We start from the raw sequence: 26,329 nt of genomic DNA, 5'->3' as shown, positions 1-26,329 counted from the left end.
ATGGCAGCAGCTTAACCAGAGACCTTCAGAACGATCTTGCCAATGTGGCCCGATGCTTCCATCCGCGCATGTGCAACGGCGGCATCAGAAAGATCGAATTCTGAATCCATCACCGGTGCGACCTTCCCGGCCTCAAGCAATGGCCACACGGCTTCACGCAAGTCTTGCGCGATGCGCGCCTTGGCCAAATCGCTTTGTGGGCGCAAGGTGCTGCCAGTCAGGGTGAGGCGTTTCACCATCATCAGCGCAAAATTCAGTTCGACTACCGGACCTTGCAGGAAAGCGATCTGAACCAGCCGCCCGTCTTCCGCCAAAGCCTTGATGTTGCGCGGGATATAATCACCACCGACCATGTCCAGGATCAGGTTCGCCCCGCCCTCGGCGCGCATCGCAGCCACGAAATCTTCGTCGCGATAGTTGATCGCCTTTTCGGCACCTAGCTTGATACAAGCCTCACATTTCTCAGCCGACCCGGCGGTTGCAAAGACGCGGGCGCCAAACGCATTGGCCAGCTGAATGGCCGTCGTGCCGATCCCGCTGGAACCGCCATGGACCAGAAACCGCTCCCCCGGCTTCAAGCCGCCACGGGTGAAGACATTGGACCAAACAGTAAAGAAGGTTTCGGGCAGGCAGGCAGCTTCTTTCAAACCCATTCCCGCAGGCACAGGCAGACAATGGGCGGCGGGCGTTGCGACATATTCAGCATAACCGCCGCCGGGCAACAGGGCGCAAACCCGATCGCCAACGACCAGACCTTCGACACCCGAGCCGATGGCGATGACCTCGCCCGAGGCCTCTAGCCCCGGCAAATCGCTTGCACCGGGAGGCGGATCATACGCCCCTGCCCGCTGCAGCGCATCAGGACGGTTCACCCCAGCGTACGCGACTTTCAGAACCACTTGACCCTCTGCCGGTTCCGGCATCGGGCGTTCCGTCAGTTGCAGAACGTCCGGGCCACCAGCTTCGGTGATCTCGACAGCGCGCATTGTCTGGGTCATGGGCATATCTCCTTTGCCCAATGCCTAGCAGGCGAAAACGCAGAGGCCCAGCGGCAAGTGGAAACGCTGCGACTATTTTCCCGATGACAGCGAACCGGGCAGGTTGTTGGGCAACTTCGTCGGAGCCTTCACCTGACCCGCAAGCCAGTTGGGGACGGCCAGAAACGGTTTCAGCAGCGGGTTGCCATTCACCTGCGCCTTGAACTTCTCAAACTGCATTACGCCCTCGATCCGCCGATCCAGGAATTCCCATGTCGCCTGATAATCCGGGCTGTCATCACCCAGCCAATACAACAGTGTCGAAGAATAGACGCCCGACAGAGTGGCACGTTTGGTGTACCAGTTCACGTCGTCCGAAGTATCGCCAAGCGCTATCCAGATCTGGTCACAGGTGCCCCAGACCGCCTTGGCCCCATCCGCGGCATGGATCGGCAACGCGAACAAAGTCATACCTCGGCGCACTGCTTCTTTGTCTTCGACCGCCTGCAGGCGGAAACGGACGGCAGCGGCGATCTTTTCACGGAATTTCAGCCCGCTCAGGTCTTCGGATTTCAACCGCTCCAACATCGCGGCATCCCCGCGCGCATGAAAGGCCAGTGCCAGATCGACGGCACCACGCGGACAGATCGCTCGGGCCAGCGCGGGCTCCAGATCGCAATCGCTGATGGCCGCACGAAAGCTGGTTTCCGACCAGCCGTCGAACGGCACATGGTTCAGAATCGCATCAAGAAGCTGCTCTTTGGTGTCTTCATAGGTTGCTGTCATGTCGGGTCTCCGAGGCTGCGGGTCCAGTACTAGACAAGTTAGGCGTGCTTTGCTATACGGCCACTTCCTGCAATTTCCTTGCAACTCTATCTAGAAAGGTGGTGACAACCACATGCAGGTTAGTGTTCGCGACAATAACGTCGATCAGGCGCTTCGTGCCCTGAAGAAAAAGCTGCAGCGCGAAGGCGTGTTCCGTGAAATGAAGCTGAAGCAACATTTCGAGAAACCGTCCGAGAAAAAAGCGCGCGAGAAAGCTGAAGCGATCCGCCGTGCCCGTAAACTGGCACGCAAGAAAGCACAGCGCGAAGGTTTGCTCTAAGAGCTTCCTGCGACTCGTCCAGCTTTGGATGACACTATTTGACGACCCCCGAGGCCCTGCCCGGGGGTTTGTCGTTTTTAGGGCGGATGATCCCGCCAATTCCCGGCTTTACCCTCGCGGCAACCTGCCGATTTTGATGCAATCGCCGCAGTCGGCATTTTACAGCGCAGCGAATCGCCGTTCGGTTGCATTCTGCCGCCGAAAAACGCCCATCGCCGTACCCGCCCTATTCAGCGTTCTTTGATCGTCTGTAAGTGAGGCCGTCCACTCAGACATAACCAAAAACGGAGGCACTGATGTCGACAGCAAGTACGGTCGAGCGCGAAATGCTCGCGCTGATCAACCAAGAGCGCACATCCCGCGGTCTTGATCCCCTGGAACTTGAACGCAACCTGAACGAATCTTCCGAGGACCACAGCAGCTGGATGCTGGATACCGACCGGTTCAGCCACACCGGTCAGGGTGGTTCATCCGCGACCCAACGGATGCAAGCCGCAGGGTTCGACCTGTCCGGGAGCTGGCGCACCGGAGAAAACATCGCCTGGCAATCCGAGCGTGGCGCACCCGGTATCAGCGATGATGTCGCCCAGTTGCACCAGAACCTGATGAATAGCCCCGGTCACCGCGCCAACATTCTGAACCCCGATTTCAAATATATCGGCATCGGGATCGAAGAAGGCGACATGCAGGGGTACGACGCTGTCATGGTGACGCAGAACTTTGCGGCGACTCAGGGCGATGTCGATCTTGATAACGGCGGCACCACCCCGCCGGTGACGCCTCCGGTTGAAGAAGTTGTTGAGCCAGAGGAGGAAGAGGTTACCACCCCGACCGAACCAGAAGTGCCAGAAACCGATGTGACCGAGACTGAGGAACCAGTTGACGAAACACCGGTAGCGGAAGTTCCCGATGCCGAAGAACCGGCAGAGGAGACCCCGGAGGAAGACGTCACCGAAACCGAAGAACCATCGGACGAAACACCCGACACCGATGTGACGGAAACCGAGCAACCGGCAGACGAAACGCCAGAAACTGACGTTACCGAGACCGAGGACCCGGTTGAGGAGACTCCGGAAACAGACGTGACCGAAACTGAAGAGCCGGAAACGCCTGATACCGATGTGACTGAAGTTGAAGACCCGGAACCCGATGTGCCGGATACTGAAGTCGTCGAGGTCGAGGAACCCGAAACTCCGGAGACCGACGTCACCGAGGTCGAAGAACCCGAGCCAGAAACACCTGAAGTTGTCGTTGACAATGGTGCACCGGGCGCGGACTGCTTTGACGTTCAGGCCTTCCTTGCCGGGATAGAAGCGTTTGTTAATGCGCTGCAAGCCCAATTTGACCAGTTCGAATGGTCTCCGGTGCAGCAGGCTGACACGACCCCAGAGATGGATGATTTCGATCTGGTGTTCGACACCGACTTCGCTGACGACATGATCGAAACCGTTGAGGCCACAGTCGAAGACATGAACGACGACATGTGCGGCGTGTTTGTTTTCGAAACGAACTGCGGATTTGATTGGGGTTAATCAAACCGTTCAGGTGCGGGGATCCTTTTCCCGCACCACTTTCCTGCCAAATCAATATATCTTAGGCACGTGTAGCTCATCCGGCAAAATGCGCCGTTCGTATTCGGGGTTATAGCGCCGATCCGGCAGATTGACCTTTTCCTGCGGCACATCCTCATAGGGGATCTTGGTCAGCAGGTGCTCGATACAATTGAGCCGTTCGCGTTTCTTGTCGTTGCCTTCAACAATATACCAAGGCGCCTCGGATATGTTGGTGCGAAAGAACATATCCTCTTTGGCCTTGGTGTATGCCTCCCACCGGATGCGGGATTCCAGATCCATCGGTGACAGTTTCCACTGCTTCATCGGATCGTGAATACGCATCAGGAATCGCAATTGCTGTTCTTCGTCTGTAATCGAGAACCAGTATTTCAGCAGGATAATCCCCGACCGCACCAGCATCCGTTCGAATTCGGGAACGTCCTGAAAGAACTGTTCGACCTGATCCTCGTTGGCAAATCCCATCACGCGTTCAACACCAGCGCGGTTGTACCAGGACCGATCGAAGAACACGATCTCACCGGCCGCAGGCAAATGGGGCACGTAGCGCTGAAAATACCACTGGCTTTGTTCGCGTCGGCTGGGTGCAGGCAAGGCGACCACACGCGCTACACGAGGGTTCAAACGCTGCGTGATCCGCTTGATCACGCCCCCTTTCCCGGCGCTGTCGCGCCCTTCAAACAGAATACAGACCTTGGCCCCTGTATGGACCACCCAATCCTGAACTTTGATAAGTTCAGCCTGCAGCCGCAAAAGGTTGCGAAAATAGACCTTGCGATCCAGCATGTCAGGATGCTGGTCCTTGTAAATCTTGCGCACTTCCATCGAAAGCATGGGTTCGCTGAATTCGATCTCGAAATCTTCGTCCAGCGTGTCTTCCAGTTCAGCTTCCAGCCAATCTTTCGGCGTGCTGTTGTTTTCGTAAGCCAAGGTCTGCTCCTTATCGTTCATCGGGTTCGGACCGTACACGGCCAGTGTAACCACCGAGTGTCAGCGCAAAGTGCCGAGGTCGTACATAAGGTCGGAAACATGGATTTTGGCCCGACCGCACGACAGATACAAGCGGCAGAATTGACGCAAGGCTAACCCCAATAGTTGGTTTCAGACAGGCAAGGCCGTGGTTTTGAACACCGTGCGCAAAGCAAATGAGCTTTGCATCTGCGCCACCCCAGGCAAGCGAGACAGGTATTGCCGATGAATGCGAGCAAAATCCTCGGTATTTTCTGCGACGACCTTTAGAATGTAGTCCGCCGTGCCCGCCATCAAATGGCATTCAAGCACATCCGGAATCCGTGCTACGGCTTTTTCAAACGCCTCCAGCACTTCTTCCGCCTGACCCTGCAACGTGATCTCGACAAACACAGTGGTTGGAACGTTCAACTTCCGTGCATCCAACAGGGCGACGTAGTCCTTGATATAACCCTCAGCCTCAAGTCGCTGCACGCGTCGGTGGCAGGCCGAAGGGGATAGATTCGCCTGTTCGGACAATTCCGAATTTGACATCCGCCCTTTGCGCTGCAGGGCAGCCAGAATCTTCCTATCTGTTGCGTCAATCGTCATTTGCGCACATCCATTGCGTCAAGTTGTCTATATGCTGAATATTTTCCCGCAGATTGTGTGTTTAGCAAGTGGGGTTTCACAAAAATTGCACCAATTTATGCCCATAATTTAGGCAGTTTATGAATGGAGTCTCACATGAAAATCGGCTGCCCCAAGGAAATCAAACCTCAGGAATTCCGCGTCGGGATGACCCCGAACGCTGCTGGCGAAGCTGTGGCCCGCGGTCACGAAGTCATTATCGAAACCGGTGCCGGGATGGGCTCGGGCTTTGATAACGACGCTTATGTAGCGGCAGGTGCCCGCATCGTCGACACTGCAGAAGAAGTGTTCGCCACGGCTGATATGATCGTCAAGGTCAAGGAGCCTCAGGCGGTCGAGCGTAAAATGCTGCGCGAAGGTCAGTTGCTGTTCACCTATCTGCACCTGGCACCCGATCCAGACCAGACCCACGATCTGCTGGAATCCGGCTGCACCGCGATTGCCTATGAGACCGTGACTGACTCCAATGGCGGCCTGCCGCTGCTGGCGCCGATGTCTGAGGTTGCCGGTCGCTTGGCTCCGCAAGTCGGGTCCTGGACTCTGCAAAAGGCCAACGGTGGCCGCGGCGTTCTGATGGGTGGTGTACCGGGTGTAGGCCCTGCCAAAGTGATCGTCATCGGCGGAGGCGTCGTAGGCACCCACGCAGCGAAGATTGCCGCAGGCATGGGCGCGGATGTGACCGTACTGGACCGTTCGCTGCCGCGTCTCCGCTATCTGGACGATGTGTTCGGCGGAACCTTCAAGAACCAGTATTCAACCGCTGGTGCGACAGCCGAGCTGATCCAGGATGCCGACCTGGTCATCGGTGCGGTCCTGATCCCGGGCGCAGCTGCTCCCAAACTTATCTCGCGCGAACAGCTGTCGACCATGAAGCCCGGCGCGGCTCTGGTAGACGTTGCGATCGATCAGGGCGGCTGTTTTGAAACCTCGAAAGCCACCACCCACGCCGATCCGGTTTACGAAGTTGACGGCATCATGCACTACTGCGTCGCCAACATGCCCGGTGCGGTTGCCCGGACTTCGACCATCGCACTGGGCAACGCAACCATGCCGTTCATGCTTTCGCTGGCAAGCAAGGGCTGGAAGCAGGCCTGTAAGGACGACGCACACCTGCTGGCAGGTTTGAACGTCCACGCCGGCAAGCTGACTTACGAAGCGGTGGGCACCGCCCTTAACATCAACTCTGTCGATCCAACAACTCTGTTGAACTAAGAGCGCTCCCGCCTCTGAAAGCGTCCTTTTTCAAAGGACGCTTTACAGACTTGGGCCCAGCGCCGCGCCAATAGCGCGGCGCTGTTGTTTTCTGGACCAAGGGTCGCACAAAAAAGCACCGCGCCTTAGCGCGGTGCCCGGCCCAACCAGAGGAGGACATTTCAATGCCCGATCGACGGGCGGGAGGCTTACGCCTCTTTGTGAATCTCCACAGAATGCGGATACGGGATGGATACGCCTTTGGCGTCAAACGCTTCTTTGATCGCTTTGGTAAGTTCAAACTTCACATCCCAATAGTCAGCCGCTGCGCACCACAGGCGCGCGGTCAGATCAACCGAACTATCCCCAAGATTTGTCACGCGCACCCAGGGCTCAGGATCAGCCATGATACGATCGTCAGCTTTGGCCACATCCAGGATGATGTTCATAGCCTCATCCGCGCTATCGCCGTAGTCGATGCCAAACACCAGATCGACCCGGCGGGTGTCATGGGCGGAATAGTTGGTGATCACCGAACCCCAAGCCTGACCGTTTGGTACGATGATCTGCACGTTGTCCGGCGTCACCAGCTCGGTCGTGAACAGGTTCAGGTCTTTCACAGTACCCGCTGTGCCACCAATATCGACATATTGGCCCAGCTTATAGGGCCGGAACACCACCAGCATCACGCCCGCGGCCAGATCGCTGAGTGTTCCCTGCAGCGCCAAACCGATGGCCAGGGATGCGGCACCCAGAATGGCCACGATGCTGGTCGCCTCGATTCCGAAAATGCCCAGAACGGCGACAAAGACAATCGCCAGCAGCACCCATTTCACGAGGCTCGCAACGAAATTCCCCAAAGTCGGGTCGATATGTGGCGTGGCGTTGATCCGCCGCCGCACCAGACCGCTAATGGCTCCGGCAACGATCCAACCCAATACCAGAACGATCAACGCTTTGATCGCGCTCATGATCAGCGGGCCAAATGCGCCCACCTGTGTTACGACATCTTCCACACGCTTCTCCTTTGCGCCAACAGCAAACCCGCGCCTTTTGGCGCGGGATCGCTGAAAAGTCTGGGCTAATTTTGCGCGCAGGTCTAGGTGCGGGATTTCCGAGTTTTCCCCCCTGCTGTTCCCCAGCAAACATCGACTGACCGATCACGCACAGAATTGGACCTTACAAAAGCGCCACAAATTACCAGATTGACCGAGACAGGCGCGATAAAAGGAGCCCATCATGCTGGACACAATCCAATTCCCGATCATGAATAAATGGTCCCCACAGTTCCCCGAGCGGATTCAGCTTTATTCCTTCCCCACACCCAACGGGGTAAAGGCGTCGATCATGCTGGAAGAAACCGGCCTGCCTTATGAGGCACATCGTGTCACACTGGCCGATGCAGATGTCAAAAGCCCGGAATTTCTTTCGCTGAACCCGAACAACAAGATCCCGGCAATCATTGATCCCAACGGGCCCGACGATGCTCCGTTGGCTTTGTTCGAAAGCGGTGCAATCCTTCTGTACCTCGCTGAAAAGAGCGGTAAGCTGCTGGGTCAGAACAAAGGCGACAAGCACCGGGTCACCCAATGGGTTATGTTTCAGATGGGCGGTATCGGACCAATGTTTGGCCAGCTTGGGTATTTCCACAAATTCGCAGGGGCTGAAATCGAAGACCCCCGCCCGCGCGAACGCTACGTGTCCGAGGCCAAACGCCTGCTGAACGTTCTCGACCGGCAACTGGACGGCCAAGATTGGATCGCCGGAGAATTCTCGATCGCCGATATCGCAATCGCGCCCTGGCTGCGCGGTTTAGATTATTACGGCGTCAAGGATGTCATAGGCTGGGAAAGCTATGGCAACGTTACGCGCTATCTGGACAGGTTCCTGGATCGACCCGCAGTGCAAAGAGGACTGAACATCCCCTCACGGGATTGATACACAAGGCCTGTGCGGCGGGATCCAAATCCGCCGTCACGGGCCATCGGGTTACCCAGGCAGCGCGCCTGTTAGAACGTAGCGCAAGATCTCAACAACTTGCGCGGGTTCTTCAGCGACGGCGAGGGCTGCTGCATCTACTTCTTTCAGCGCGTGCTGATGATCAGCCCCGTGCAGAACAATGATCGACTTGCCCAGTGCTGCCGCATAGCCCGCGTCAAATGCCGCGTTCCACTGCTTGTATTTGTCCCCAAAGCGTACAACCACAACATCCGCGTCTGATATGCCCTTGCGGGTCCGGATCGCGTTGACCATGGCACCCTTGTGATCATGCCAGTACTTGTTCGGCTCGGCCCCCAAGATCGTGACACCGCAATCGTCCGAAGCACCGTGATCGGTGACCGGGCTACTGAACTCAACATCCAACCCATCGGCGCCCGCAATGATCTGCTCGCGCCAATCCGTGTGAATCTCACCGGACAAATAGACCTTAAGCATTTTTCTCTCCTCCCGTGAAAAAGGGGCGCAATGGCCCCTTTATCATTTCAAAAATACTCCCGCCGGAGGCGAAAACCAACTCATCCCCGCAAGACGCCGCCAGTGGCTTTCACCACTTTTTCGACAATCTTGGTGCTGACCGCCTCGATATCCTTTTCCTTCAGGGTCGCGTCCGACGGCTGAAGCCTTACGGTAATGGCCAGAGACTTCTTGCCCTCGCCGACGCTACCGCCAATGAATTCGTCAAAGACGCGCACGTCCTCGATCAGAGCCTTATCAGCACCCGCAGCCGCATTGACCAACGTCAGAGCTTCGATATCCGCATTTACAACAAAGGCGAAATCGCGCTCGACCGCCTGCAGGTCGCGCAATTCCAAGGCAGAACGGGTCGCACCGGATTTACGTGGCATCGGCACCTGATCCGGCCAAATGGTGAACGCCATCGCCGGGCCCTTGATGTCCATCGCCTGCAACACGCGCGGATGCAATTCGCCAAAGACGCCCAGTACCTTTTTCGGACCCAGACAGATTTTTCCATGTCGGCCCGGGTGCCACCAGGCATCGCTGTCGCGCAGAATCTGAACCTTCGCGGGCGCGCCAATTGCGGCAAGCACCGCCTCGGCGTCAGCTTTCGCGTCAAACAAGTCAACCGAACGAGACGCGCCGTGCACATCCTTGGGACCGCTACGCCCAACCATCAGGCCGGCAATCTGTGTCTGTTGATCCCCCGGCTCACCATCGTGGAACACCGGCCCGACCTCGAACAAGGCCAGATCGGCATAACCCCGTGCCTGATTGCGCGCCGCCGCTTGCAGCAAACCAGGCAGCAGATCAGGGCGCATATGGCTCATCTCGGACGAGATCGGGTTTTCCAACATGGTTGCTGCGTCACCGCCCCCGAACAAGGCTGCCGAGGCCTGATCGATGAAGGTATAAGACACACATTCATTGTACCCCAGCGCTGCACAGGTCCGGCGCGCCATCGACTGGCGACGCTGCGTGGCTGTCATGACCGGTTTGGGGATACCCGCCGTCGTACGCGGCAGCGGAATACCCTGCAACTTGGTCAGAGAAGCGATCCGCGCAACCTCTTCCACCAGATCGGCTTCCCCCATGATATCGGGTCGCCAGCTGGGCACATGCGCCATCTCGCCATCCAGACGAAAGCCCAAACGGGTCAATGTCTGCCGCTGCTCGCTTTCCGGAATCTCCATCCCGACTAGGGACTGCACGCGCGCCGCGTCCAGTTTGTAGGCCCGCGCGTGGTTCGGCGCTTTGCCCGCCTCGACCACATTCGAGGCTTCACCGCCGCAGATATCCAAGATCATCTGCGTCGCATGCTCCAACCCTTCGCGCGTGTATTCCGGGTCGACGCCGCGCTCGAATCGATACCGCGCGTCCGAGTTTATCTTCAGCGCCCGACCTGTGAGGGCAATCTGCACATGATCCCAGAACGCACTTTCAAGGAAAACGTTCACGGTCTCCTCGGTACAACCGGTTTCCTCGCCGCCCATGATACCCGCGATAGATTCCGGGCCTTTGTCGTCCGAAATCACCATCATGCCGGGCTGTAGTGTGTATTCTTTCTCATCCAGTGCAACCAGCTTCTCGCCACCTTTGGCACGGTGAACGCGTAGGTTACCCTGCACCTTGTCGGCATCGAATACGTGCAGCGGGCGGTTGTGATCGAAGGTCATATAGTTGGTGATATCCACCAAGGCCGAGATCGGACGCAGACCAATCGCCTTCAACTGGTCCTGCAGCCATTGCGGGCTGGGGCCGTTTTTGACGCCCCTGATAAGCCGACCGGTGAAATGCGGCGCGCCATCCAGCGTATCTTCATCAATCGACACTTTGATCGGGCTTTCAAAGTCCCCCGGCACGGGGACATAGTCACGCACCTTCAGCGTGCCCAATCCACGTGCAGCCAGATCTCGCGCAATACCCGCAACACCCAGCGCATCCGGGCGGTTCGGCGTGATCGCGATCTCGATCATCGGATCAACCTTTGACGGATCGTTCTCAGCCAACCAATCGACAAACTTGTCGCCGACCTCACCCGAGGGCAGCTCGATAATCCCGTCGTGTTCATCCGACAGCTCAAGCTCGCGCTCGGATGCCATCATGCCAAAGCTCTCGACGCCACGGATCTTGCCGACGCTGATGGTGATATCCAGGCCGGGAATATACATACCCGGTTTACAAACCACCACGGTGATGCCTTCGCGCGCATTGGGCGCGCCGCAAATGATCTGCAGATCGCCCTCGTCGGTTTCAACCGTGCAAACGCGCAGCTTATCGGCGTCCGGGTGCTTCTCGGCATGTTTCACATGGCCCAGCGTAAAGCCCGCCAGACGGTCCGCCGGGTTGACGATCTCTTCGACCTCAAGCCCGAGATCAGTCAGTGCTTCGGCGATCTCATCAACCGACGCATCCGTATCGAGGTGGTCTTTCAGCCAGGACAGAGTGAATTTCATTGCAGCGGGCCTTTTTCGGCAAACATTCAGTCGGCACAGGCAATGGCAAAGATTGCGCCGAGGTGCAAGCGCTGCGGCTCACGGATAGGTAGGGGTGCGACCCAAAAGCTCGTCCAGCTGCCAGCCGATCCAGCCGTGGGGAATAAAGTGCCCGCCGGGATGGGTGTCCAGTGTCACCTGCCCTTGCGCGCAATCGGTCCACTCCAATCGGCTGAGCGTCAGGAAGGGCTTCACGCTCCAATCCCCACGCGGAGTGGCACCGTTGCAGTTGAACTTGGCCTTCCACAGCGCCACCGGATAGGTCGTATCGCCGTCCGGCCCAAAGGGAAAATCCATCACCGTATCGTCCAGCCCATGCACATGGCGCACCTCGCGCGGGGCTTCCGGGCAATCCTCGGTCTGGCGGATCGAGCCCGCAACCGCCAGCAGAGCGGCGATGTCGTTTCCCGACTGGCAGACATAGCGCCATGCCATTGCGCCGCCATAAGAATAACCCGAGACATATATGCGTTCAAGATCAATGGGATAGCGTTTGGCGACGTCCTCAAGCACGCGATCTGCGAACGGCACGTCTGCGGTATCGGCAGTCCAGAAGTTCCAACTTTTGCCCAGCCCATTCGGAGCCACCAACAGCACATCACGCAGTTTCGTAGCCCCGGCGATGCGTTCATGGTTCACCACCACATCGCCTTGCCGCGCCCAGCCGTGGAAGTGCAACAGCACCGGCAGAGGCGTTTCGCCATCCCAGCCATCAGGTTCCAGCACATGGTACGAACGGTCGCCGACCTCACAAGCGGTATCGCCATGGCAGTCAGATTTCCAAGGCCCCATGGCGAGTGCCGGGGTGGCGGTTAGCAGCAGGAAAAGCAGTCGGTAGATCATAGGCCGGAGCCTAGCCAACTGACGCCTACTGTCACGTCACAACCCTGTGGGAACCTGTAACAAGCCGCGCTGTCGTCAGACCTCGGGGTGGCGATCCAAGGTTTGTGTTGGGCACTTTATGCCAACCAAATCCGCGTACTGTACGAGCGGTGCGCCGACGGAGACAAATCGCCAGCCCGTGCGGGCGGTCTGGCGATAGCGCGGCGGCCTATCGGCCATTGCCCCGCGCCTTTGTCGGTTCAAGTCACAATGCAACTATTCTCATTCAGGCTCAAAGTGACCTTCAAGCCTCGGATGCAGCGGTGTTGGCTTCCCAATCGGCGTTAGATAACTAAGTTTGTTCTCAGATATGCCCGTAATTTCGAAGCAATCTGCGCGCATTGCGGAGATTACAGGCAGAATACGTTCATGGACATCCCATTCTCCAAGGGCAACGTCGTCCATAACGCTGGCTTCTTGGAGCATCACCAGTTCCTCTAGTACCTCGTCCGAAGCTACCAGAATCAACTCTGTTTTCGACTTGTCGTACTCGTAGCGGCTTGCTTCAGATCGCTTTTCCGCGTGCTCAAAAACGGCATCAAGGAAGTGTTTGTAGACACGACGTCGCGCTTCGATAAGAGCCTCTTTTCGATCAATTCTCTTCTGTCTGCCATAAAGCAGCAAACCGAAGGCCGCCGCAACAAATGGAGCGGCTAGCTGTAACCAATCCATCGTCGTTGGAGCGGAGGATATCACCGAGACAAACCACCATGCAGGTTCGGCATATCCAGCGCCGCAAACCCGTAGTGACGCAGCCAGCGCAGGTCGGAATCAAAGAACGCCCGCAAATCAGGGATACCGTATTTCAGCATCGCCAGACGGTCGATGCCGATGCCGAAGGCAAAGCCCTGATAGACGTCAGGATCAATCCCACCGGCCGCGATCACCTTGGGGTGGACCATGCCGGAACCCAGAATCTCCATCCAGTCGTCGCCCTCGCCGATTTTCAACTGACCGTTGTCCCAGGAACAGCGGATATCGACCTCGGCCGAGGGCTCGGTAAAGGGGAAGTGCGATGCGCGGAAGCGCAGTTCGACATCGTCGACCTCAAAGAACGCTTTCACGAACTCTTCCAGAACCCATTTCAGGTTCGCCATCGAGATATCCTTGTCGATGGCCAGCCCCTCGACCTGATGGAACATCGGCGTGTGAGTCTGGTCATAGTCGGCGCGGTAGACACCGCCCGGGCAGATCACGCGGATCGGCGCGCCCTGCAGTTCCATCGAGCGGATCTGCACTGGCGAGGTATGGGTGCGCAGCACATGCGGCGGGCGATTGTCGCCCTCGGCGCGGTGCATGTAGAACGTGTCCATCTCGGCCCGCGCGGGGTGGTGGCCGGGGATGTTCAGGGCGTCGAAGTTGTGCCAGTCGGTTTCGATCCGCGGACCTTCGGCCACCGAGAAACCCAGTTCGGCAAAGATCGCGGTCAGTTCCTCGGTCGCCTGGCTGACCGGGTGGATCGAGCCCTGACGGCGCGCGCGAGTCGGCAGGGTGACATCCAGCCATTCGGTGCGCAGACGTTCATCCAGCGCGGCATCGGCAAGCGCTGCTTTCTTGGCCGACAGGGCCGAGTTGATCTCATCCTTCAGGGCGTTCAGCGCGGGGCCTGCGACCTGACGCTCTTCGGGGGTCATCTTGCCCAACTCGCGCATCTTCAGCGCGACCTCGCCTTTTTTGCCCACGGCAGCGACGCGGATCGCCTCAAGCGCGTTTTCATCGCCAGCTTCGGCGATTTGGCCCAGATATTTTGCCTTAAGATCGTCCATGACGCCCTCTGAATTTGGTCGCCAACCTGCTATCGGCCCCGCCCCGCGAATGCAAGCGGGACGGTGGGGATCAATAGCTGTATTCGGGATAAATCCGGGTCAGATCGCCATTCCAGTCGCCATTGTAGTGATCCAGCAACTCATCTGCGGGCACCTTGCCCGTATCGATGCTGTCCTTGAGCGCGTTCAAGAAATGCGTCTCGTCCTGCACCAGACCACCCGCACCGGGGCGCGCGCGGGATGCAAGTCCGGCCTCTGCGATCGAGACCACTTCGCGCGCCAGATCATGCATGTTGATGTTGCCAACCTGCGCTTGCAGGCCATCCTTGGCAGCCTCAACCCGCAGCGCTTCGCGCGTCTCGGCATCCCAGCCTTTGACCAGATCCCAAGCGGCATCCAGTGCGGTTTGATCATAGGTCAGACCAACCCAGAAGGCAGGCAGCGCACAGAGCCTGCGCCATGGGCCACCATCGGCGCCGCGCATCTCCATGAATTTCTTGATCCGCGCTTCGGGAAATGCCGTGGTCAGGTGATCGGCCCAATCGGACAGAGTCGGCGTCTCACCGGGCAGTGCAGGCAGTTTGCCCTGCAGGAAGTCGCGGAACGACATGCCCAGCGCGTTGATATACTGGCCGTCGCGATAGACGAAATACATCGGTACATCGAGCGCATATTGTACATAGCGTTCGAACCCGAAGCCTTCTTCGAACACAAAGGGCAGCATGCCCGTCCGTGCATCGTCCAGATGCCGCCAGATATAACTGCGCCAGCTTTTCTGGCCGTTCACCTTGCCCTCGAAAAACGGAGAGTTCGCAAACAGCGCCGTCGCGACCGGCTGAAGAGCCAGCGCCACGCGCAGTTTCTGCACCATGTCGGCTTCGGACCCGAAGTCGATATTGACCTGAACCGTGCAGGTGCGCCGCATCATGGCGCGGCCCATAGTGCCGACTTTCTCCATGTAGTCGTTCATCAGCCGGTAACGGCCTTTCGGCATCAACGGCATCTCTTCATGGGTCCAGATCGGAGCCGCGCCAAGTCCGATGAAGCCCACACCGATCTCATCGGCGATATCCTTCACTTCACGCAGGTGAGTGTTCACCTCATCACACGTTTCATGAATTGTCTCGAGCGGAGCGCCGGACAGTTCCAACGCACCGCCTGGTTCCAGGCTGACGTTCGCGCCGTCCTTCTCAAGCCCGATTAAATGTCCAGCTTCACGCACTTCGGCCCAGCCATGGCGGTCTCGCAGACCTTCCAGCACGGCCACAATCGACCGTTTGCCTTCAAACGGCAGAGGTTTCAGAGTGTCTTTGCAATAGCCGAACTTCTCATGCTCGGTTCCGATGCGCCAATCTTCCTTGGGCTTGCAGCCCGATTCCAGATATTCGGCCAGTTGCTCATGGCGTTCGATCGGTCCGCCGCCGGACTGGGGGATGGACATGTGACCCGTGCTCCGATCCTGATGTGTCTGTCTTGGCGGTCAGTCCTGAGCGCAAACCGCGCCAGTGTCAATGCAGCCTAAGGTGCGCAGGCCGTGACGGCGTACGCTCCCAGATCACCACCGGATGTGCCGCACGACCGTTGAGTTCCGACAGCATTTGCTCGGTTTTCAGCCCCGGAAGTGCTGAAAACACATCAAACAGTGCCTCGGCCCCTTCGGCGTTCACCGGAATGTGAAGGGTCGGTTGCCCTGGCTGATCCAAAACCCAATGCGCAGGTTGCGAGGTCGGATCCAACGCCAACCGCTCGATTTCGCGGGCTGCAACGATGCCGCCGTCGAGCGGGCCCAGATAGGTGATCTGGCCTTCATCAATAGTCACCACGCCCGGCCCGCCCGCACCATTGCGAAAGCGCGCGCGTTGCACTCCGATCACCGCCAGGGCCATCGAGACGACGATCAGCAGCCACCCCAACCACGCCAGCAATCCACCAGGGCCGCTGATCCAGCTGAGGCCGAGGATCAGAACAAACCCTGCAACCAGCACTTCGCGCCAGCGCCACAGTGCCAGTTTGGCTTCGGGTCGAAAGAAACTCATGCCACGTCCTCCGGGTTTTTGAACAGGATCAGCGAGTATTGACCTGCAGGCTGGAACCCAATGGATATATAGGCACGCGCTGCCGCATCGGAAGCCGCAAAGAGGACAGCTCTGGAAACTCCCGCGTCGCGCGCCTCAACCAGATGCAGGGCAACAGCCAAACGCGCATAGCCTCGCCCTCGTAAATCGGGTGGTGTGTAGACACCGCCGATCTGCACCACTTCAGGCAAGCGAGCGTTGAAGCCGGTCATGCTGACCGGTAGGCCATTCTGCAGCAAAACTCGATGAGATTCTCGCTCGATATAGGTCTTGATGTCCTTCCCAGCCTGCGTCTGTGCGCGCACAGGATCAAAATCCATGGCTTCGATGAGGTAGCATTCTCGCCAGTCTTCAAGGACCGAACGGTCTACATCAGTAAGCGGCATGAGATCTGCCCCACTGAAATCCGGTATTTGAAGTCGATCCAGCGCCAGGGAAAACCCCGGCTCATCGCTGTTCAGGGTCGCGGGTCGCCCTTCCCAACCTGCCAACCGCATTATCCGACGGGCCTGCGTTGCCTCAGCCGCGATGCCGAACAGGGCCCGGCCTCGAATAAGGTCAATCGCCGCGGCAAGTTCGGTATCCGAACAGTCGGGACATTGCAGCAGGATCATGCCTTCATTTGTTATGGCAAAGACCGCACGCAACGGGCTGCCAAGCGTCCATGCATTCAACGACCGGGGATGCGTACCGCACAGGCCAAAATCCCGTAGATTGGCCAAAGGGAACATCGATGTTTGGATATGTTGGGACAAAAACGAGTCGATCCTGGACAGGTCCGTTTCCTGCGCCAATTGCCACGTCACGTCCAATCTCCCAACGCTTGCTGCCACATTGTCATCGCCGCAACGGCTGCTGTATCGGCGCGCAGGATGCGTGGGCCGAGGCTGACCACATGGGTAAATGGCAGCTCTGCCAACCGTTTGCGTTCGGGCCCGGAAAACCCGCCCTCGGGGCCGATCAGGATCGCCCACGGCTTGCCTTTCTCATTCTCTGCCAAGCGCAGGGCCGAGCCGGCTTCTGCCTCGTCACAGAACATCAATTGGCGATCATCGGGCCACGCGCCCAGGATACGATCCAATCGCTGGAGGTCAGCGACCTCAGGCACAAAAGTGCCGCCACATTGTTCGGCCGCCTCAATTGCGTGGGCCTGCAAGCGATCCTGTCGAATGCGCTCGGAGTTGGTGAATTCGGTCTGCACCGGTATGATCCGTGCGGCCCCCATTTCAGCTGCTTTTTCAACGATGAAATCGGTCCGCGCCTTCTTGATCGGTGCAAAGAGAAGCCACAGATCGGGCGGTAATTGCAGAGGTTTCGATTGCTCCACGCACGACAGAATACCGCCTCGTTTGCCCGCTTCTGCAACCTCTGCCTGCCACTCGCCATCGCTGCCATTGAACAGGGCGACCCGGCCCCCAACCGACAGGCGCATGACACCGAACAGATAATGCGCCTGTTCACGCGTCAAAGGAACCGATTGCCCCGGACCCAAAGGGTGCTCTACATACAGTCTGATCTTCGCATTCATGAGAACCTACATATGCAAGGCAATGCCCCAACACCAGACGGTCAAGTCGCCGATGCCGTAACCGGCAATTGGGTCGACACCCACGCCCCCGCCTTTGCCCGCCCTTACCTGCGGCTCAGCCGCGCAGACCGACCCATCGGCACATGGCTTCTGCTGATTCCCTGCTGGTGGGGTCTGGCCTTGGCCATCCTGAGCGACGGCGCACCACGATGGGAGGATCTTTGGATCGCAGTTGGTTGTGCCATTGGTGCGTTTTTGATGCGCGGCGCGGGCTGTACGTGGAATGACATTACTGATCGTGAGTTTGACGGGAAGGTCGAGCGTACAAGGTCGCGCCCGATTCCCTCAGGCCAAGTGAGTGTCCGTCAGGCTGCATTCTGGATGGTGCTGCAATGTCTGTTGGCCCTGGCCATCCTTCTGACCTTCAACCGGGCCGCGATTGCGATGGGGGTTCTGTCTTTGCTGCCTGTTACCATCTATCCCTATGCAAAACGTTTTACGTGGTGGCCGCAGATTTTTCTGGGGCTGGCCTTCAACTGGGGCGCATTGCTGGCCTGGGCTGCACATACCGGCACCGTGGGCTGGCCTGCAATCATGCTTTATCTGTCAGGAATCGCCTGGACTTTGTTCTACGACACGATCTACGCCCATCAGGATGCCGAAGATGACGAGCTGATCGGCATCAAGTCAACCGCACGGCTGTTTGGCACCGATACCGCCCGTTGGCTCAAGTATTTTCTGATTGGAACCGTCAGTCTAATGGCCTTTGCAATTATCGACGCGGCTTTGCCCGGGACATCGGTTCTTGCTTTGGCGGTCGCCCTTGGCGGGCCCTGGGCGATGGGGTGGCATCTGGCCTGGCAATTGCGGGGGCTGGACACGGAGGACAACGCCAAATTGCTGCAGCTTTTCCGGGCCAATCGTGACACCGGCTTGATTCCGCTGATCTTCCTCTGCGTCGCCCTTTTCCTCTGATTGCACCTCTGTGCTGCGCTCTGTATGAGTCCCGGAACCAACCGCCCGAGGAGTCTCGATTTCGCCCATGCGTCTGCCTTACGCCCTAGCTGTTGCGTTGATTTTCGCGGTGTCCGCCGTTCTATCGCTGGTGGTCGCTGGATTTGCGGTCAGCAAGATCGAAGACGCCTCGGAACTGGCCGTGCGAAAGGCCTTGAACTTGCAGGGGCATGATTGGGCCGAAGTCGAATCCGACGGCCTGCGTGTCGTTCTGACCGGCACGGCCCCGACTGAGGCGACCCGATTCAACGCCCTGATCGCTGCGGGCACCGAGGTCGACACCTCGCGCGTCATTGACGAGATGGAGGTTGCTCCCACCGCCGATCTGACACCGCCCCGCTTTTCTACCGAGATCTTGCGCAATGACAGCGGAATTTCGATTATCGGGCTAGTACCTGCGGCTCTGGATCGCGACGATCTGGTAGACAGGCTGCAACGCCTTGATCGGGACGCGTCAGTCTCGGACCTGATGGAAAGTGCCGACTATCCCAAGCCAGACGGATGGGATCAGGCAATCGACTATGCGATCGAAGCGCTCTCGGATTTGCCACGGGCCAAGATATCTGCCAGCCCAGGGTTGGTGCGTATCACGGCGATTGCCGATAGCCAGCAAGAGAAAGACCAGCTGGAACAAGACCTGAGCCGCGCCGCGCCACCAGGTCTGCGAATTGGCCTTTCGATTTCGGCACCTCGCCCGGTAATCACACCATTCACGCTGCGCTATTTGATTGATGAAGATGGCGGGCAGTTTGATGCGTGCTCGGCCCAGGATGAAGTTGCGCGCGACATCATCGTCGCTGCAGCACAAGAGGCCGGACTGACCGGCCCCTATTCCTGCACCATTGGGCTAGGCGTACCGTCTCCGCGTTGGGCGAATGCAGCGCAGCTCAGCATTCGTGCGCTATCCGAACTTGGTCAGGGTTCAGTTACTCTGTCGGATGCAGATATCACTCTAGTTGCCACACAAGGGACTAACCCTTTGGAGTTCGACCGCATCGTGGGAGAGCTCGAAAATACGCTGCCCGAGGTTTTCGCCTTGCATGCAGTTCTTCCCGAACCCGAACCGGATGACCCGACTGGGCCTATTGAATTCGTCGCAACACGTAGCCCTGAGGGTTTGGTTCAACTGCGTGGCCGTCTGAGTGACGAAACGCTGCGTGAAATGACCGACAGCTTTGCACGTGCCGCCTTTGGATCATTGCAGGTGCACACAGCCACCCGGATTGCACCGGACCTGCCCGCGGATTGGCCCATACGCGTCTTGGCCGGGCTGGAGGCACTGTCGCAACTGCACAATGGCGCCCTGACCGTTACGCCGGACAATGTAGCGCTGTCGGGCATCAGCCATGATCCCGACGCCAAGGCCCGGATCGCCGGCATGCTGTCGGACAAGCTGGGCGAGGCGCAGGATTACACCCTGTCAATCACCTATCAGGAGCCGCCCGCACCCGCCGACGCGCCGCCCGACCCTGAGGTCTGCGAAGAGCAGCTGGCCGAGGTTCAGGCCGCCAGCAAAATTGCGTTCGAACCGGGATCAGCCACCGTCGCAGCAGACTCGCGCGATGCCCTGAACCAGATCGCGGACATCCTGCGTGAATGTGGCCCCATCCGGTTGGAGATTCAGGGCCATACCGACAGTCAGGGCCGTGAAGAGATGAACCAGCAGCTCAGCCAGTCGCGCGCACAGTCGATCCTGAACGAATTGCGCGGACGGCGCGTGCCAACCTCAAGCTTTTCTGCGGTCGGGTATGGCGAGACGCAGCCCATCGCCGATAACGAAACCGAAGAAGGCCGCGAAGAGAACCGCCGCATAGAGTTTCGCCTGATCCGTCCTGAACCCGTGGCCAACACCCTGACCGGGCTTGAGGCGATGGAAGCCGAGGCCGAATCTGAGGCCGAAATCGAGACACCTGAAACCGACGCACCGGATGCAGGCTCAGAGGACCAGTAAGTTGAACAGAACAGAATTCATCATCGCCACAGCCATCATCCTGTTCGCAGCTTTCTGCATGGGTTGGTTCGCCAACTGGCTGGCCCATCGGCTGTCCCGTGTTCGCCAAAGCGACGTGGCCGATCTTGACCGCATGAGTCAGGAACTGCACGAGGCCGAAGAAACACGCGATCAGGCAATCACATATCTTCAGCAGCGCGAGGCAGAGCTGACCAACCAGCTGACTCAAACCGAAGCCGAGTTGAATGCCGCAATGGAAGGGCTGCGCGCGGCGCGGCAGGAAGCCGAAGAGATGCGCGGGCGGATCAACAACGCAGACTAGGCACCCTACCAGCGGGTCAGCGCGTCTTCATCCTCGTCCTTGGCAGCCACCCATTCTGCTCCGGACGTGGTGATTTCCTTCTTCCAGAATGGCGCGCGAGACTTAAGGTAATCCATCAGATATTCCGCCGCCTCAAACGCATCGTTGCGGTGCGGTGCGGCGGTGGCGACCATCATGATACGGTCACCAGGCGCAAGCCTTCCGTGGCGGTGGATCACCAGAACGTTGCCCAGTGACCAACGGGCTTGCGCCTCTTCCGCTATCTTGGTTAGGGCGCGTTCGGTCATGCCGGGATAGTGCTCGATCTCCATCACATCCAGATCGCCCGAAGCCAGATCGCGCACAACGCCCGTGAAGGTCACGATGGCACCGTTGGCATCGTCCCCGGCGGCAAAAGCGTTGGCTTCGGCCCCCAGATCGAACGGGGCCTCCTGCACGACGATCCGCATTCTAGCCACCCGTCATGGGCGGAAAGAATGCAACCTCGCGCACACCGGTCAGTGGGGCGTCAAAATCCGAAAGCTCTTGGTCCAGCGCCACGCGCAAGGCCGACAGATCGGCAAAGGCAGCAGCATAGCGATCCTCACGCGCGCTCAGTTCCGCGACCAAATCGCTGACTGTTGCGGCCTCAGTTTCTATCTTCTCTTTCGGCAGGCCGATGCGTTCGCGCACCCAGGCGAAATACAGCACGTTCATCGGTTAGCTCTCCTTCAGGTGGGGCATGGCTTTACGTAGGTAGTCATAGCCTGTGATCAATGTCAGCGTCGCGGCAATCCAGAGCAGCCATAGCCCGATACGACCTGACCAGAACATGGCCTCAAGATGCCAGCGGATGTTGTTCAGGTCCTCGACCTGCCCTGCTAGAACCTGATCAATGATTGTCGCATCCATGCCAAACGTGGCCATCACAAAATGGTGCTCGAATATCCCCTGCGAGAACAGGATCGCGATCGCTACCATCTGTGCCGTCGTTTTCCACTTGGCCAGCTTGGTGACCTTCAGGGTTCCGGCCACATCGCCCAGATACTCTCGCAAGCCTGAGACAAAGACTTCGCGAAACAGGATCACTGTCGCGGGCAGGACCAGCCATGGTGTCCAGTGTTCAGTCGAATAGCCCACCAATATCATCAGCGCGATTACCACCATTGCCTTGTCGGCAATGGGATCCAGCATGGCGCCAATCTTCGTTTCCTGTTTCCAGGCGCGCGCCAGATACCCGTCGAACCAATCGGTGATCGCCGCTGACAGGAACAGGATCAAAGCAAACCAATCCGCATAGGGACGGGTGAAATACAGAAACATCACGGCGAGACCGGGGGCCGCCACAAGGCGCAGTACAGTCAGAATATTCGGCAGGTTCCATTTCATGGCTTGGACCCTACATCGCCGGTTCAAGACAGAAAAGACAGGGGCTTAAAAAACTGACCCAACACAAGCGTTTGCTGTCTTAAAAGTCAAAGCGTCGCAGCGGTGGTCACATTACAGGTTTCATCTTGGCACTTGATTGCTTTGGCGTCAGATTGTCGGCTGGCCAACCAGACAACACCCCAGAGCTGACATGACACCGCATATTCAAACCGATCCCCGGTCAAATCTGATCGGCAGCGCCTGGATGGTCGCCGCAATGGCACTGTTCGCGCTGGAGGATGCGCTGCTTAAGGCGGCTTCGGCGTCGATCCCGATCTGGCAAGTGCTTGTTCTTTTCGGTGCTGGTGGTGCAGTGATCTATGCCGCGGTTGCCACAGTACGTAGCACGCGTCTGTTCCAACCCGACGTGCTGTCGCGCCCGATGAAGGTACGTGTGGTCTTCGAGATCCTTGGACGGCTTTTCTATGTATTGGCGATCGCTTTGACGCCACTGTCCTCGGCTACGGTGATCCTTCAGGCCACACCACTGGTTGTCGTCGCAGGGGCCGCGTTGTTCTTTGGAGAATCCGTCGGCTGGCGGCGATGGAGCGCCATTTTGATCGGTCTTGTTGGCGTTGTGATCATCATCCAACCGACCGGAGACAGCTTCTCGGCCCTGTCAATCCTTGCCGTGCTGGGGATGCTCGGCTTTGCGGGGCGCGATCTGGCCAGCCGCGCCGCACCCGCAACACTGGGCACTGAGGTTCTGGGGTTCTATGGCTTCCTCTGCATCATTGTCGCGGGTTTGGCTTATCGATTCTGGGAAGGAACACCGCTGCAAACTCTGACGCCTAATGTCAGTCTGCACATGGGCGGGGCGATTGTGATGGGGGTCATGGCCTATGCCGCGCTGATGAAGGCGATGCGCACCGGCGAGGTCTCATCTGTGACGCCGTTTCGCTATTCGCGGCTGTTATTCGGTATCGGCTTGGGCGTGTTGATGTTTGGCGAGCGATTGGATCAGACCATGTGGATTGGCTGCGGCCTCATCGTGGCGTCGGGCCTCTATATCCTTTGGCGGGGGCGAAAAGCCTAGCCCTTGTCATGGAAGAAGTCATAGACCTTCTGCGCCAGCCCGGCTGAAATCCCCTCGACGGCTTTAAGATCCGCCAAATTGGCTCGGCTCACCGCTTTGGCGCTGCCGAAATGAGTCAGCAGGGCGCGTTTGCGCGCGGCCCCGACGCCGGGGATTTCGTCCAGTGGCGTTGCACCAACCGCCTTAGCGCGTTTCGCGCGATGGGTGCCGATGGCAAAGCGATGCGCCTCATCCCGCAAGCGCTGGATAAAGTACAATACGGGATCGTTGCGTTTCAGCGCAAAAGGGCGCTGCCCGATTCGATGGAATTCTTCCTTGCCGTGATCGCGATCGACACCCTTGGCGACACCGACCATCGGGATATCCTCGACCCCGTGCTGGGCCATGATCTCATTCACGGCGCTCACCTGCCCTGCACCACCGTCGATCAGCAGCAGATCGGGCCAATGCCCTTTGTCCCGATCCGGATCTTCCTTTTGCAGGCGCGTAAAACGGCGGGTCAGGACCTCTTTCATCATGCCGAAGTCATCGCCGGGGGTTAGATCATCGCCGCGGATGTTGAACTTGCGATAGGCGTTTTTCATGAACCCCTCTGGGCCCGCGACGATCATGCCACCCACAGCATTGGTGCCCTGAATGTGAGAGTTGTCGTATACTTCGATCCGGTTTGGCGGCGCGTCCAGATCAAAGGCCTCGGCCACACCGCGTAGCAATTTGGCCTGCGTGGCACTTTCCGACATCCGCCGGGCCAACGATTCACGTGCGTTGCGCAAGGCACCGGCGATCAGTTCCTGCTTTTCACCGCGCTGGGGCACCAGGATTTCCACCTTGCGTCCAGCTTTTTCCGACAATGCCTCCTGCATCAGATCGGCATTCTCGATTGCATCAGACAGGATCAACTGCCGGGGTGGTTCCTTGTTGTCGTAGAATTGGCCCAGAAACGCTTCCATCGCCTCAGCCTGTGACACATCCGGGCCGACGCGCGGATAGAAATCGCGGTTACCCCAGTTCTGGTTGGCGCGGATGAAGAACACCTGAACGCAGGCTTGCCCGCTGTCCATGTAGAGACCAATGACGTCAGCCTCGGCCACGCCGCGCGGGTTGATGCCCTGAGACGTCTGCACCTGCGTCAGCGCCCGGATACGGTCGCGCAGACCGGCGGCCCGTTCGAACTCCATCGCCTCGGAGGCAGCCATCATCTGCGCGGCGAGATCTTCCTGCACTTTGGTAGATCGGCCTGACAGGAACCTTTCGGCATCCTTAACGCTTTCACGATAGTCGGCTTCCGAGATCAGTTCGACGCACGGTCCAGAACATCGCTTGATCTGATAGAGCAAACACGGCCGGGTCCGGCTATCGAACATGGAATCCGAACAGTTCCGCAGCAGGAACGCCTTTTGCAGCTGGTTCAGCGTCCTGTTCACCGCGCCTGCACTGGCGAAGGGGCCGAAATAAGCCCCCTTTTCTTTCTTCGCCCCTCGGTGCTTTTTGATCTGCGGAAAGGCATGATCCTTGGCGACCAGAATATTCGGGAAGCTTTTGTCATCCCGCAACAATACGTTGTATTTGGGCTTGAGCTGCTTGATCAGGTTCTGTTCCAGCAGCAGCGCCTCGGTCTCGGTCCGAGTGGTCAGAAACATCATCGAGGCAGTTGCGGCGATCATTTTCTCGATCCGACCCGAATGTCCCGGGCGGGTGTAGTTCGATACCCTCGCCTTCAGGTTTCGCGCTTTACCTACGTAAAGAACTCGGCTGTCCCCATCCAACATCCGATACACACCCGGCGAGCTGTCCAGCGTTTTCGCATAACGCTGAATGCAGGCATAGCCGGTGGCTTGGGTCGACGATTCGGGATCGGTGCTGGCGGTCATGAGTCTGAGATATGATTCTCTGACCATGGCTGCAATCTTGTGCGCTTCAGATCAAGAGAAAACAAATCCACGACTTCTGTGGATAACTGTGCAGATAACTTTAGGGGCATCGTGATTTTCCCTTGAATCCTTGCCTATTCGTTGATCTGCACAAAAAATAGGCAGGAAATTATGGTGTTGTTTTTAAACGATAAATTTGTTGATCTGAGACAAGTGTATGAAAATTAAGACATTTTTGTAACGTTCAGATAACAGGAACGAGAGCAGTGCAAAACTTGCAGCAGATTTACTTATTCTACACCAAGAACATCGGGTGTTTGCCAACCCAAATGTTGCCCTCCATCGACGCAAAGAAGCTGCCCCGTAACAGCATGCGCATCCAGAAAGTATCCCAGCGCAGCAGTGATATCCGACGGGTTCGCGCCGCGCTCCAGAATCGTGTTCTGCCGCTGAGCGCTAAAATGAGCATCACTTTGGCGATGACCCTGCAGCGTTGGACCGGGGCCGATCGCGTTCACACGGATTGCGGGTGTCAGAGCCTGCGCTGCAGTCCGGGTCAAGGCCCACAACCCCATCTTGGCAATCGTGTATGACATGAACTCAGGCGTCAGTTTACGCACCCGCATATCCACCATGTTCACGATCAGCCCAATCGCCAGAGGCTCTCCCTGATCATCAAGCTCCGGCTGTAACCCCTGCTCGGCCATGGCTTGGGTCAGAACGAATGGTGCGCGCAGATTGCTGTCGAGATGCCGATCCCAGCTTTGGCGGGTAGCTGTGTGGATATTGTCATACTCAAATATCGATGCATTGTTGACCAGACAGGTGATCGGACCACCCAGCGCCTCAGCTGCACGCGGCAGCAATGAGCTGACTTGCCCCTCATCAAGCAGATCGGCCTGCAGCGCAACTGACTTTCGGCCTAGCGCCTGAACCTCATCAACCGTTTCACGCGCAGCCTGATCCGAACTGGAATAGTGCACAGCGACATCCATGCCGCGCTGCGCCAAATACAGCGCCATGGCACGACCAAGGCGTTTACCGGCACCGGTCACCAATGCTCGGGTCATGGGCTCATTCTC

At 58.1% G+C, this 26,329-nt stretch carries 27 protein-coding genes; 8 read left to right on the top strand and 19 right to left on the bottom strand.

Annotated elements, in window-relative coordinates; genetic code table 11:
- Positions 1-11: 11 nt before the first annotated feature.
- Positions 12-998 (bottom strand): NAD(P)H-quinone oxidoreductase, encoded by a 987-nt coding sequence (locus AC2TEM_RS13925; protein WP_170423635.1) that lies wholly within the window; start codon positions 996-998, stop codon positions 12-14.
- A 72-nt stretch (positions 999-1,070) separates the two neighbouring features.
- Positions 1,071-1,763 (bottom strand): COQ9 family protein, encoded by a 693-nt coding sequence (locus AC2TEM_RS13920; protein ID WP_170423633.1) that lies wholly within the window; start codon positions 1,761-1,763, stop codon positions 1,071-1,073.
- A gap of 112 nt (positions 1,764-1,875) precedes the next feature.
- Here AC2TEM_RS13920 and rpsU point away from each other — a divergent pair, with 112 nt between their 5' ends.
- Complete coding sequence (gene rpsU, locus AC2TEM_RS13915) at positions 1,876-2,082, top strand: 30S ribosomal protein S21 (RefSeq protein ID WP_005614280.1); 207 nt, start codon at positions 1,876-1,878, stop codon at positions 2,080-2,082.
- Between the two features lie 296 nt (positions 2,083-2,378).
- The gene (locus tag AC2TEM_RS13910; protein WP_170423631.1) at positions 2,379-3,614 is read left to right on the top strand and encodes a CAP domain-containing protein; all 1,236 of its coding nucleotides are present in this window, start codon (positions 2,379-2,381) and stop codon (positions 3,612-3,614) included.
- Between the two features lie 51 nt (positions 3,615-3,665).
- On the opposite strand, the gene ppk2 is transcribed toward AC2TEM_RS13910, so the two are convergent.
- Both ppk2 and AC2TEM_RS13900 read right to left on the bottom strand, forming a co-directional pair.
- Positions 3,666-4,604 carry a polyphosphate kinase 2 gene (gene ppk2 / locus AC2TEM_RS13905; protein WP_170395648.1) on the bottom strand — a complete coding sequence of 313 codons (939 nt, stop codon included), beginning with the start codon at positions 4,602-4,604 and terminating at the stop codon, positions 3,666-3,668.
- 150 nt (positions 4,605-4,754) lie between these two features.
- A complete protein-coding gene (locus tag AC2TEM_RS13900) occupies positions 4,755-5,213 on the bottom strand; it encodes an Lrp/AsnC family transcriptional regulator (protein WP_170395646.1) in 459 nt (152 codons plus the stop codon).
- A gap of 135 nt (positions 5,214-5,348) precedes the next feature.
- Between AC2TEM_RS13900 and ald the strand changes: the two genes are divergently transcribed.
- Positions 5,349-6,464, top strand: coding sequence for an alanine dehydrogenase (gene ald, locus AC2TEM_RS13895; protein ID WP_170395644.1), 1,116 nt, complete (start codon positions 5,349-5,351; stop codon positions 6,462-6,464).
- Positions 6,465-6,652: 188 nt separating this feature from the next.
- Here ald and AC2TEM_RS13890 read toward each other — a convergent pair whose 3' ends face one another.
- On the bottom strand, positions 6,653-7,459 hold the full coding sequence (locus tag AC2TEM_RS13890; RefSeq protein ID WP_170423629.1) for a mechanosensitive ion channel family protein: 807 nt from the start codon (positions 7,457-7,459) through the stop codon (positions 6,653-6,655).
- Between the two features lie 223 nt (positions 7,460-7,682).
- Here AC2TEM_RS13890 and AC2TEM_RS13885 point away from each other — a divergent pair, with 223 nt between their 5' ends.
- Positions 7,683-8,381, top strand: a complete 699-nt coding sequence (locus AC2TEM_RS13885) for a glutathione S-transferase N-terminal domain-containing protein (RefSeq protein WP_170423627.1) — start codon at positions 7,683-7,685, stop codon at positions 8,379-8,381.
- A 51-nt stretch (positions 8,382-8,432) separates the two neighbouring features.
- On the opposite strand, the gene AC2TEM_RS13880 is transcribed toward AC2TEM_RS13885, so the two are convergent.
- From AC2TEM_RS13880 to AC2TEM_RS13840, 9 genes are all read right to left on the bottom strand, one after another.
- On the bottom strand, positions 8,433-8,879 hold the full coding sequence (locus AC2TEM_RS13880; protein WP_170423625.1) for a YtoQ family protein: 447 nt from the start codon (positions 8,877-8,879) through the stop codon (positions 8,433-8,435).
- Positions 8,880-8,959: 80 nt separating this feature from the next.
- Positions 8,960-11,356, bottom strand: coding sequence for a phenylalanine--tRNA ligase subunit beta (gene pheT, locus AC2TEM_RS13875; RefSeq protein ID WP_170423623.1), 2,397 nt, complete (start codon positions 11,354-11,356; stop codon positions 8,960-8,962).
- Between the two features lie 78 nt (positions 11,357-11,434).
- On the bottom strand, positions 11,435-12,238 hold the full coding sequence (locus tag AC2TEM_RS13870) for an alpha/beta hydrolase family protein (protein ID WP_170423621.1): 804 nt from the start codon (positions 12,236-12,238) through the stop codon (positions 11,435-11,437).
- 261 nt (positions 12,239-12,499) lie between these two features.
- Positions 12,500-12,949 carry a hypothetical protein gene (locus AC2TEM_RS13865; protein WP_170423619.1) on the bottom strand — a complete coding sequence of 150 codons (450 nt, stop codon included), beginning with the start codon at positions 12,947-12,949 and terminating at the stop codon, positions 12,500-12,502.
- A gap of 20 nt (positions 12,950-12,969) precedes the next feature.
- Complete coding sequence (gene pheS / locus AC2TEM_RS13860; RefSeq protein WP_170423617.1) at positions 12,970-14,043, bottom strand: phenylalanine--tRNA ligase subunit alpha; 1,074 nt, start codon at positions 14,041-14,043, stop codon at positions 12,970-12,972.
- A 70-nt stretch (positions 14,044-14,113) separates the two neighbouring features.
- A complete protein-coding gene (locus AC2TEM_RS13855) occupies positions 14,114-15,484 on the bottom strand; it encodes a glutamate--cysteine ligase (protein WP_170408403.1) in 1,371 nt (456 codons plus the stop codon).
- Between the two features lie 67 nt (positions 15,485-15,551).
- Complete coding sequence (locus tag AC2TEM_RS13850) at positions 15,552-16,079, bottom strand: hypothetical protein (protein WP_170408404.1); 528 nt, start codon at positions 16,077-16,079, stop codon at positions 15,552-15,554.
- Positions 16,076-16,924: a GNAT family N-acetyltransferase gene (locus AC2TEM_RS13845; protein WP_170423615.1), complete on the bottom strand. Its 849-nt coding sequence runs from the start codon at positions 16,922-16,924 to the stop codon at positions 16,076-16,078. The genes AC2TEM_RS13850 and AC2TEM_RS13845 overlap by 4 nt, the downstream gene beginning before the upstream one ends.
- Positions 16,921-17,646 (bottom strand): 16S rRNA (uracil(1498)-N(3))-methyltransferase, encoded by a 726-nt coding sequence (locus tag AC2TEM_RS13840; protein WP_170423613.1) that lies wholly within the window; start codon positions 17,644-17,646, stop codon positions 16,921-16,923. The genes AC2TEM_RS13845 and AC2TEM_RS13840 overlap by 4 nt, the downstream gene beginning before the upstream one ends.
- 12 nt (positions 17,647-17,658) lie before the next feature.
- Between AC2TEM_RS13840 and ubiA the strand changes: the two genes are divergently transcribed.
- From ubiA to AC2TEM_RS13825, 3 genes are all read left to right on the top strand, one after another.
- Complete coding sequence (ubiA, locus tag AC2TEM_RS13835) at positions 17,659-18,621, top strand: 4-hydroxybenzoate octaprenyltransferase (RefSeq protein WP_170423611.1); 963 nt, start codon at positions 17,659-17,661, stop codon at positions 18,619-18,621.
- Between the two features lie 67 nt (positions 18,622-18,688).
- Positions 18,689-20,611, top strand: a complete 1,923-nt coding sequence (locus AC2TEM_RS13830; RefSeq protein ID WP_170423609.1) for an OmpA family protein — start codon at positions 18,689-18,691, stop codon at positions 20,609-20,611.
- 1 nt (position 20,612) lies between these two features.
- Positions 20,613-20,933 carry a hypothetical protein gene (locus AC2TEM_RS13825; RefSeq protein ID WP_170395619.1) on the top strand — a complete coding sequence of 107 codons (321 nt, stop codon included), beginning with the start codon at positions 20,613-20,615 and terminating at the stop codon, positions 20,931-20,933.
- 5 nt (positions 20,934-20,938) lie between these two features.
- Here AC2TEM_RS13825 and AC2TEM_RS13820 read toward each other — a convergent pair whose 3' ends face one another.
- From AC2TEM_RS13820 to pgsA, 3 genes are read right to left on the bottom strand one after another with little or no spacing between them, the layout of a single operon-like run.
- Positions 20,939-21,382 (bottom strand): molybdenum cofactor biosynthesis protein MoaE, encoded by a 444-nt coding sequence (locus AC2TEM_RS13820; RefSeq protein ID WP_170423607.1) that lies wholly within the window; start codon positions 21,380-21,382, stop codon positions 20,939-20,941.
- A gap of 1 nt (position 21,383) precedes the next feature.
- Complete coding sequence (moaD, locus tag AC2TEM_RS13815; RefSeq protein ID WP_170395615.1) at positions 21,384-21,629, bottom strand: molybdopterin converting factor subunit 1; 246 nt, start codon at positions 21,627-21,629, stop codon at positions 21,384-21,386.
- 3 nt (positions 21,630-21,632) lie between these two features.
- Positions 21,633-22,301: a CDP-diacylglycerol--glycerol-3-phosphate 3-phosphatidyltransferase gene (gene pgsA, locus AC2TEM_RS13810; protein ID WP_170408410.1), complete on the bottom strand. Its 669-nt coding sequence runs from the start codon at positions 22,299-22,301 to the stop codon at positions 21,633-21,635.
- Positions 22,302-22,491: 190 nt separating this feature from the next.
- Here pgsA and AC2TEM_RS13805 point away from each other — a divergent pair, with 190 nt between their 5' ends.
- Positions 22,492-23,376: a DMT family transporter gene (locus AC2TEM_RS13805; protein ID WP_170408411.1), complete on the top strand. Its 885-nt coding sequence runs from the start codon at positions 22,492-22,494 to the stop codon at positions 23,374-23,376.
- Here AC2TEM_RS13805 and uvrC read toward each other — a convergent pair.
- On the bottom strand, positions 23,373-25,247 hold the full coding sequence (gene uvrC / locus AC2TEM_RS13800) for an excinuclease ABC subunit UvrC (protein WP_170423605.1): 1,875 nt from the start codon (positions 25,245-25,247) through the stop codon (positions 23,373-23,375). The genes AC2TEM_RS13805 and uvrC overlap by 4 nt on opposite strands.
- Before the next feature lie 290 nt (positions 25,248-25,537).
- The gene (locus AC2TEM_RS13795) at positions 25,538-26,317 is read right to left on the bottom strand and encodes an SDR family oxidoreductase (RefSeq protein ID WP_170423603.1); all 780 of its coding nucleotides are present in this window, start codon (positions 26,315-26,317) and stop codon (positions 25,538-25,540) included.
- Positions 26,318-26,329: the final 12 nt, after the last annotated feature.

The sequence above is a fragment of the Ruegeria sp. HKCCD3925 genome, assembly GCF_057221175.1.
Note: the sequence above shows the minus strand (reverse complement) of the source record. Positions and strands in the feature narration are given on the sequence as shown.

What these genes read in the sequence shown, in the direction of transcription:
- AC2TEM_RS13840 (WP_170423613.1), bottom strand. Translation starts at nt 17,646, where the DNA reads ATGAATGCGAAGATCAGACTGTATGTAGAGCACCCTTTGGGTCCGGGG.
- AC2TEM_RS13925 (WP_170423635.1), bottom strand. Translation starts at nt 998, where the DNA reads ATGACCCAGACAATGCGCGCTGTCGAGATCACCGAAGCTGGTGGCCCG.
- pgsA (WP_170408410.1), bottom strand. Translation starts at nt 22,301, where the DNA reads ATGAAATGGAACCTGCCGAATATTCTGACTGTACTGCGCCTTGTGGCG.
- AC2TEM_RS13910 (WP_170423631.1), top strand. Translation starts at nt 2,379, where the DNA reads ATGTCGACAGCAAGTACGGTCGAGCGCGAAATGCTCGCGCTGATCAAC.
- AC2TEM_RS13920 (WP_170423633.1), bottom strand. Translation starts at nt 1,763, where the DNA reads ATGACAGCAACCTATGAAGACACCAAAGAGCAGCTTCTTGATGCGATT.
- uvrC (WP_170423605.1), bottom strand. Translation starts at nt 25,247, where the DNA reads ATGACCGCCAGCACCGATCCCGAATCGTCGACCCAAGCCACCGGCTAT.
- AC2TEM_RS13855 (WP_170408403.1), bottom strand. Translation starts at nt 15,484, where the DNA reads ATGTCCATCCCCCAGTCCGGCGGCGGACCGATCGAACGCCATGAGCAA.
- pheT (WP_170423623.1), bottom strand. Translation starts at nt 11,356, where the DNA reads ATGAAATTCACTCTGTCCTGGCTGAAAGACCACCTCGATACGGATGCG.
- moaD (WP_170395615.1), bottom strand. Translation starts at nt 21,629, where the DNA reads ATGAACGTGCTGTATTTCGCCTGGGTGCGCGAACGCATCGGCCTGCCG.
- ubiA (WP_170423611.1), top strand. Translation starts at nt 17,659, where the DNA reads ATGCAAGGCAATGCCCCAACACCAGACGGTCAAGTCGCCGATGCCGTA.
- AC2TEM_RS13880 (WP_170423625.1), bottom strand. Translation starts at nt 8,879, where the DNA reads ATGCTTAAGGTCTATTTGTCCGGTGAGATTCACACGGATTGGCGCGAG.
- AC2TEM_RS13885 (WP_170423627.1), top strand. Translation starts at nt 7,683, where the DNA reads ATGCTGGACACAATCCAATTCCCGATCATGAATAAATGGTCCCCACAG.
- rpsU (WP_005614280.1), top strand. Translation starts at nt 1,876, where the DNA reads ATGCAGGTTAGTGTTCGCGACAATAACGTCGATCAGGCGCTTCGTGCC.
- AC2TEM_RS13795 (WP_170423603.1), bottom strand. Translation starts at nt 26,317, where the DNA reads ATGACCCGAGCATTGGTGACCGGTGCCGGTAAACGCCTTGGTCGTGCC.
- AC2TEM_RS13900 (WP_170395646.1), bottom strand. Translation starts at nt 5,213, where the DNA reads ATGACGATTGACGCAACAGATAGGAAGATTCTGGCTGCCCTGCAGCGC.
- AC2TEM_RS13850 (WP_170408404.1), bottom strand. Translation starts at nt 16,079, where the DNA reads ATGAGTTTCTTTCGACCCGAAGCCAAACTGGCACTGTGGCGCTGGCGC.
- AC2TEM_RS13805 (WP_170408411.1), top strand. Translation starts at nt 22,492, where the DNA reads ATGACACCGCATATTCAAACCGATCCCCGGTCAAATCTGATCGGCAGC.
- AC2TEM_RS13830 (WP_170423609.1), top strand. Translation starts at nt 18,689, where the DNA reads ATGCGTCTGCCTTACGCCCTAGCTGTTGCGTTGATTTTCGCGGTGTCC.
- AC2TEM_RS13865 (WP_170423619.1), bottom strand. Translation starts at nt 12,949, where the DNA reads ATGGATTGGTTACAGCTAGCCGCTCCATTTGTTGCGGCGGCCTTCGGT.
- AC2TEM_RS13820 (WP_170423607.1), bottom strand. Translation starts at nt 21,382, where the DNA reads ATGCGGATCGTCGTGCAGGAGGCCCCGTTCGATCTGGGGGCCGAAGCC.
- AC2TEM_RS13870 (WP_170423621.1), bottom strand. Translation starts at nt 12,238, where the DNA reads ATGATCTACCGACTGCTTTTCCTGCTGCTAACCGCCACCCCGGCACTC.
- pheS (WP_170423617.1), bottom strand. Translation starts at nt 14,043, where the DNA reads ATGGACGATCTTAAGGCAAAATATCTGGGCCAAATCGCCGAAGCTGGC.
- ppk2 (WP_170395648.1), bottom strand. Translation starts at nt 4,604, where the DNA reads ATGAACGATAAGGAGCAGACCTTGGCTTACGAAAACAACAGCACGCCG.
- ald (WP_170395644.1), top strand. Translation starts at nt 5,349, where the DNA reads ATGAAAATCGGCTGCCCCAAGGAAATCAAACCTCAGGAATTCCGCGTC.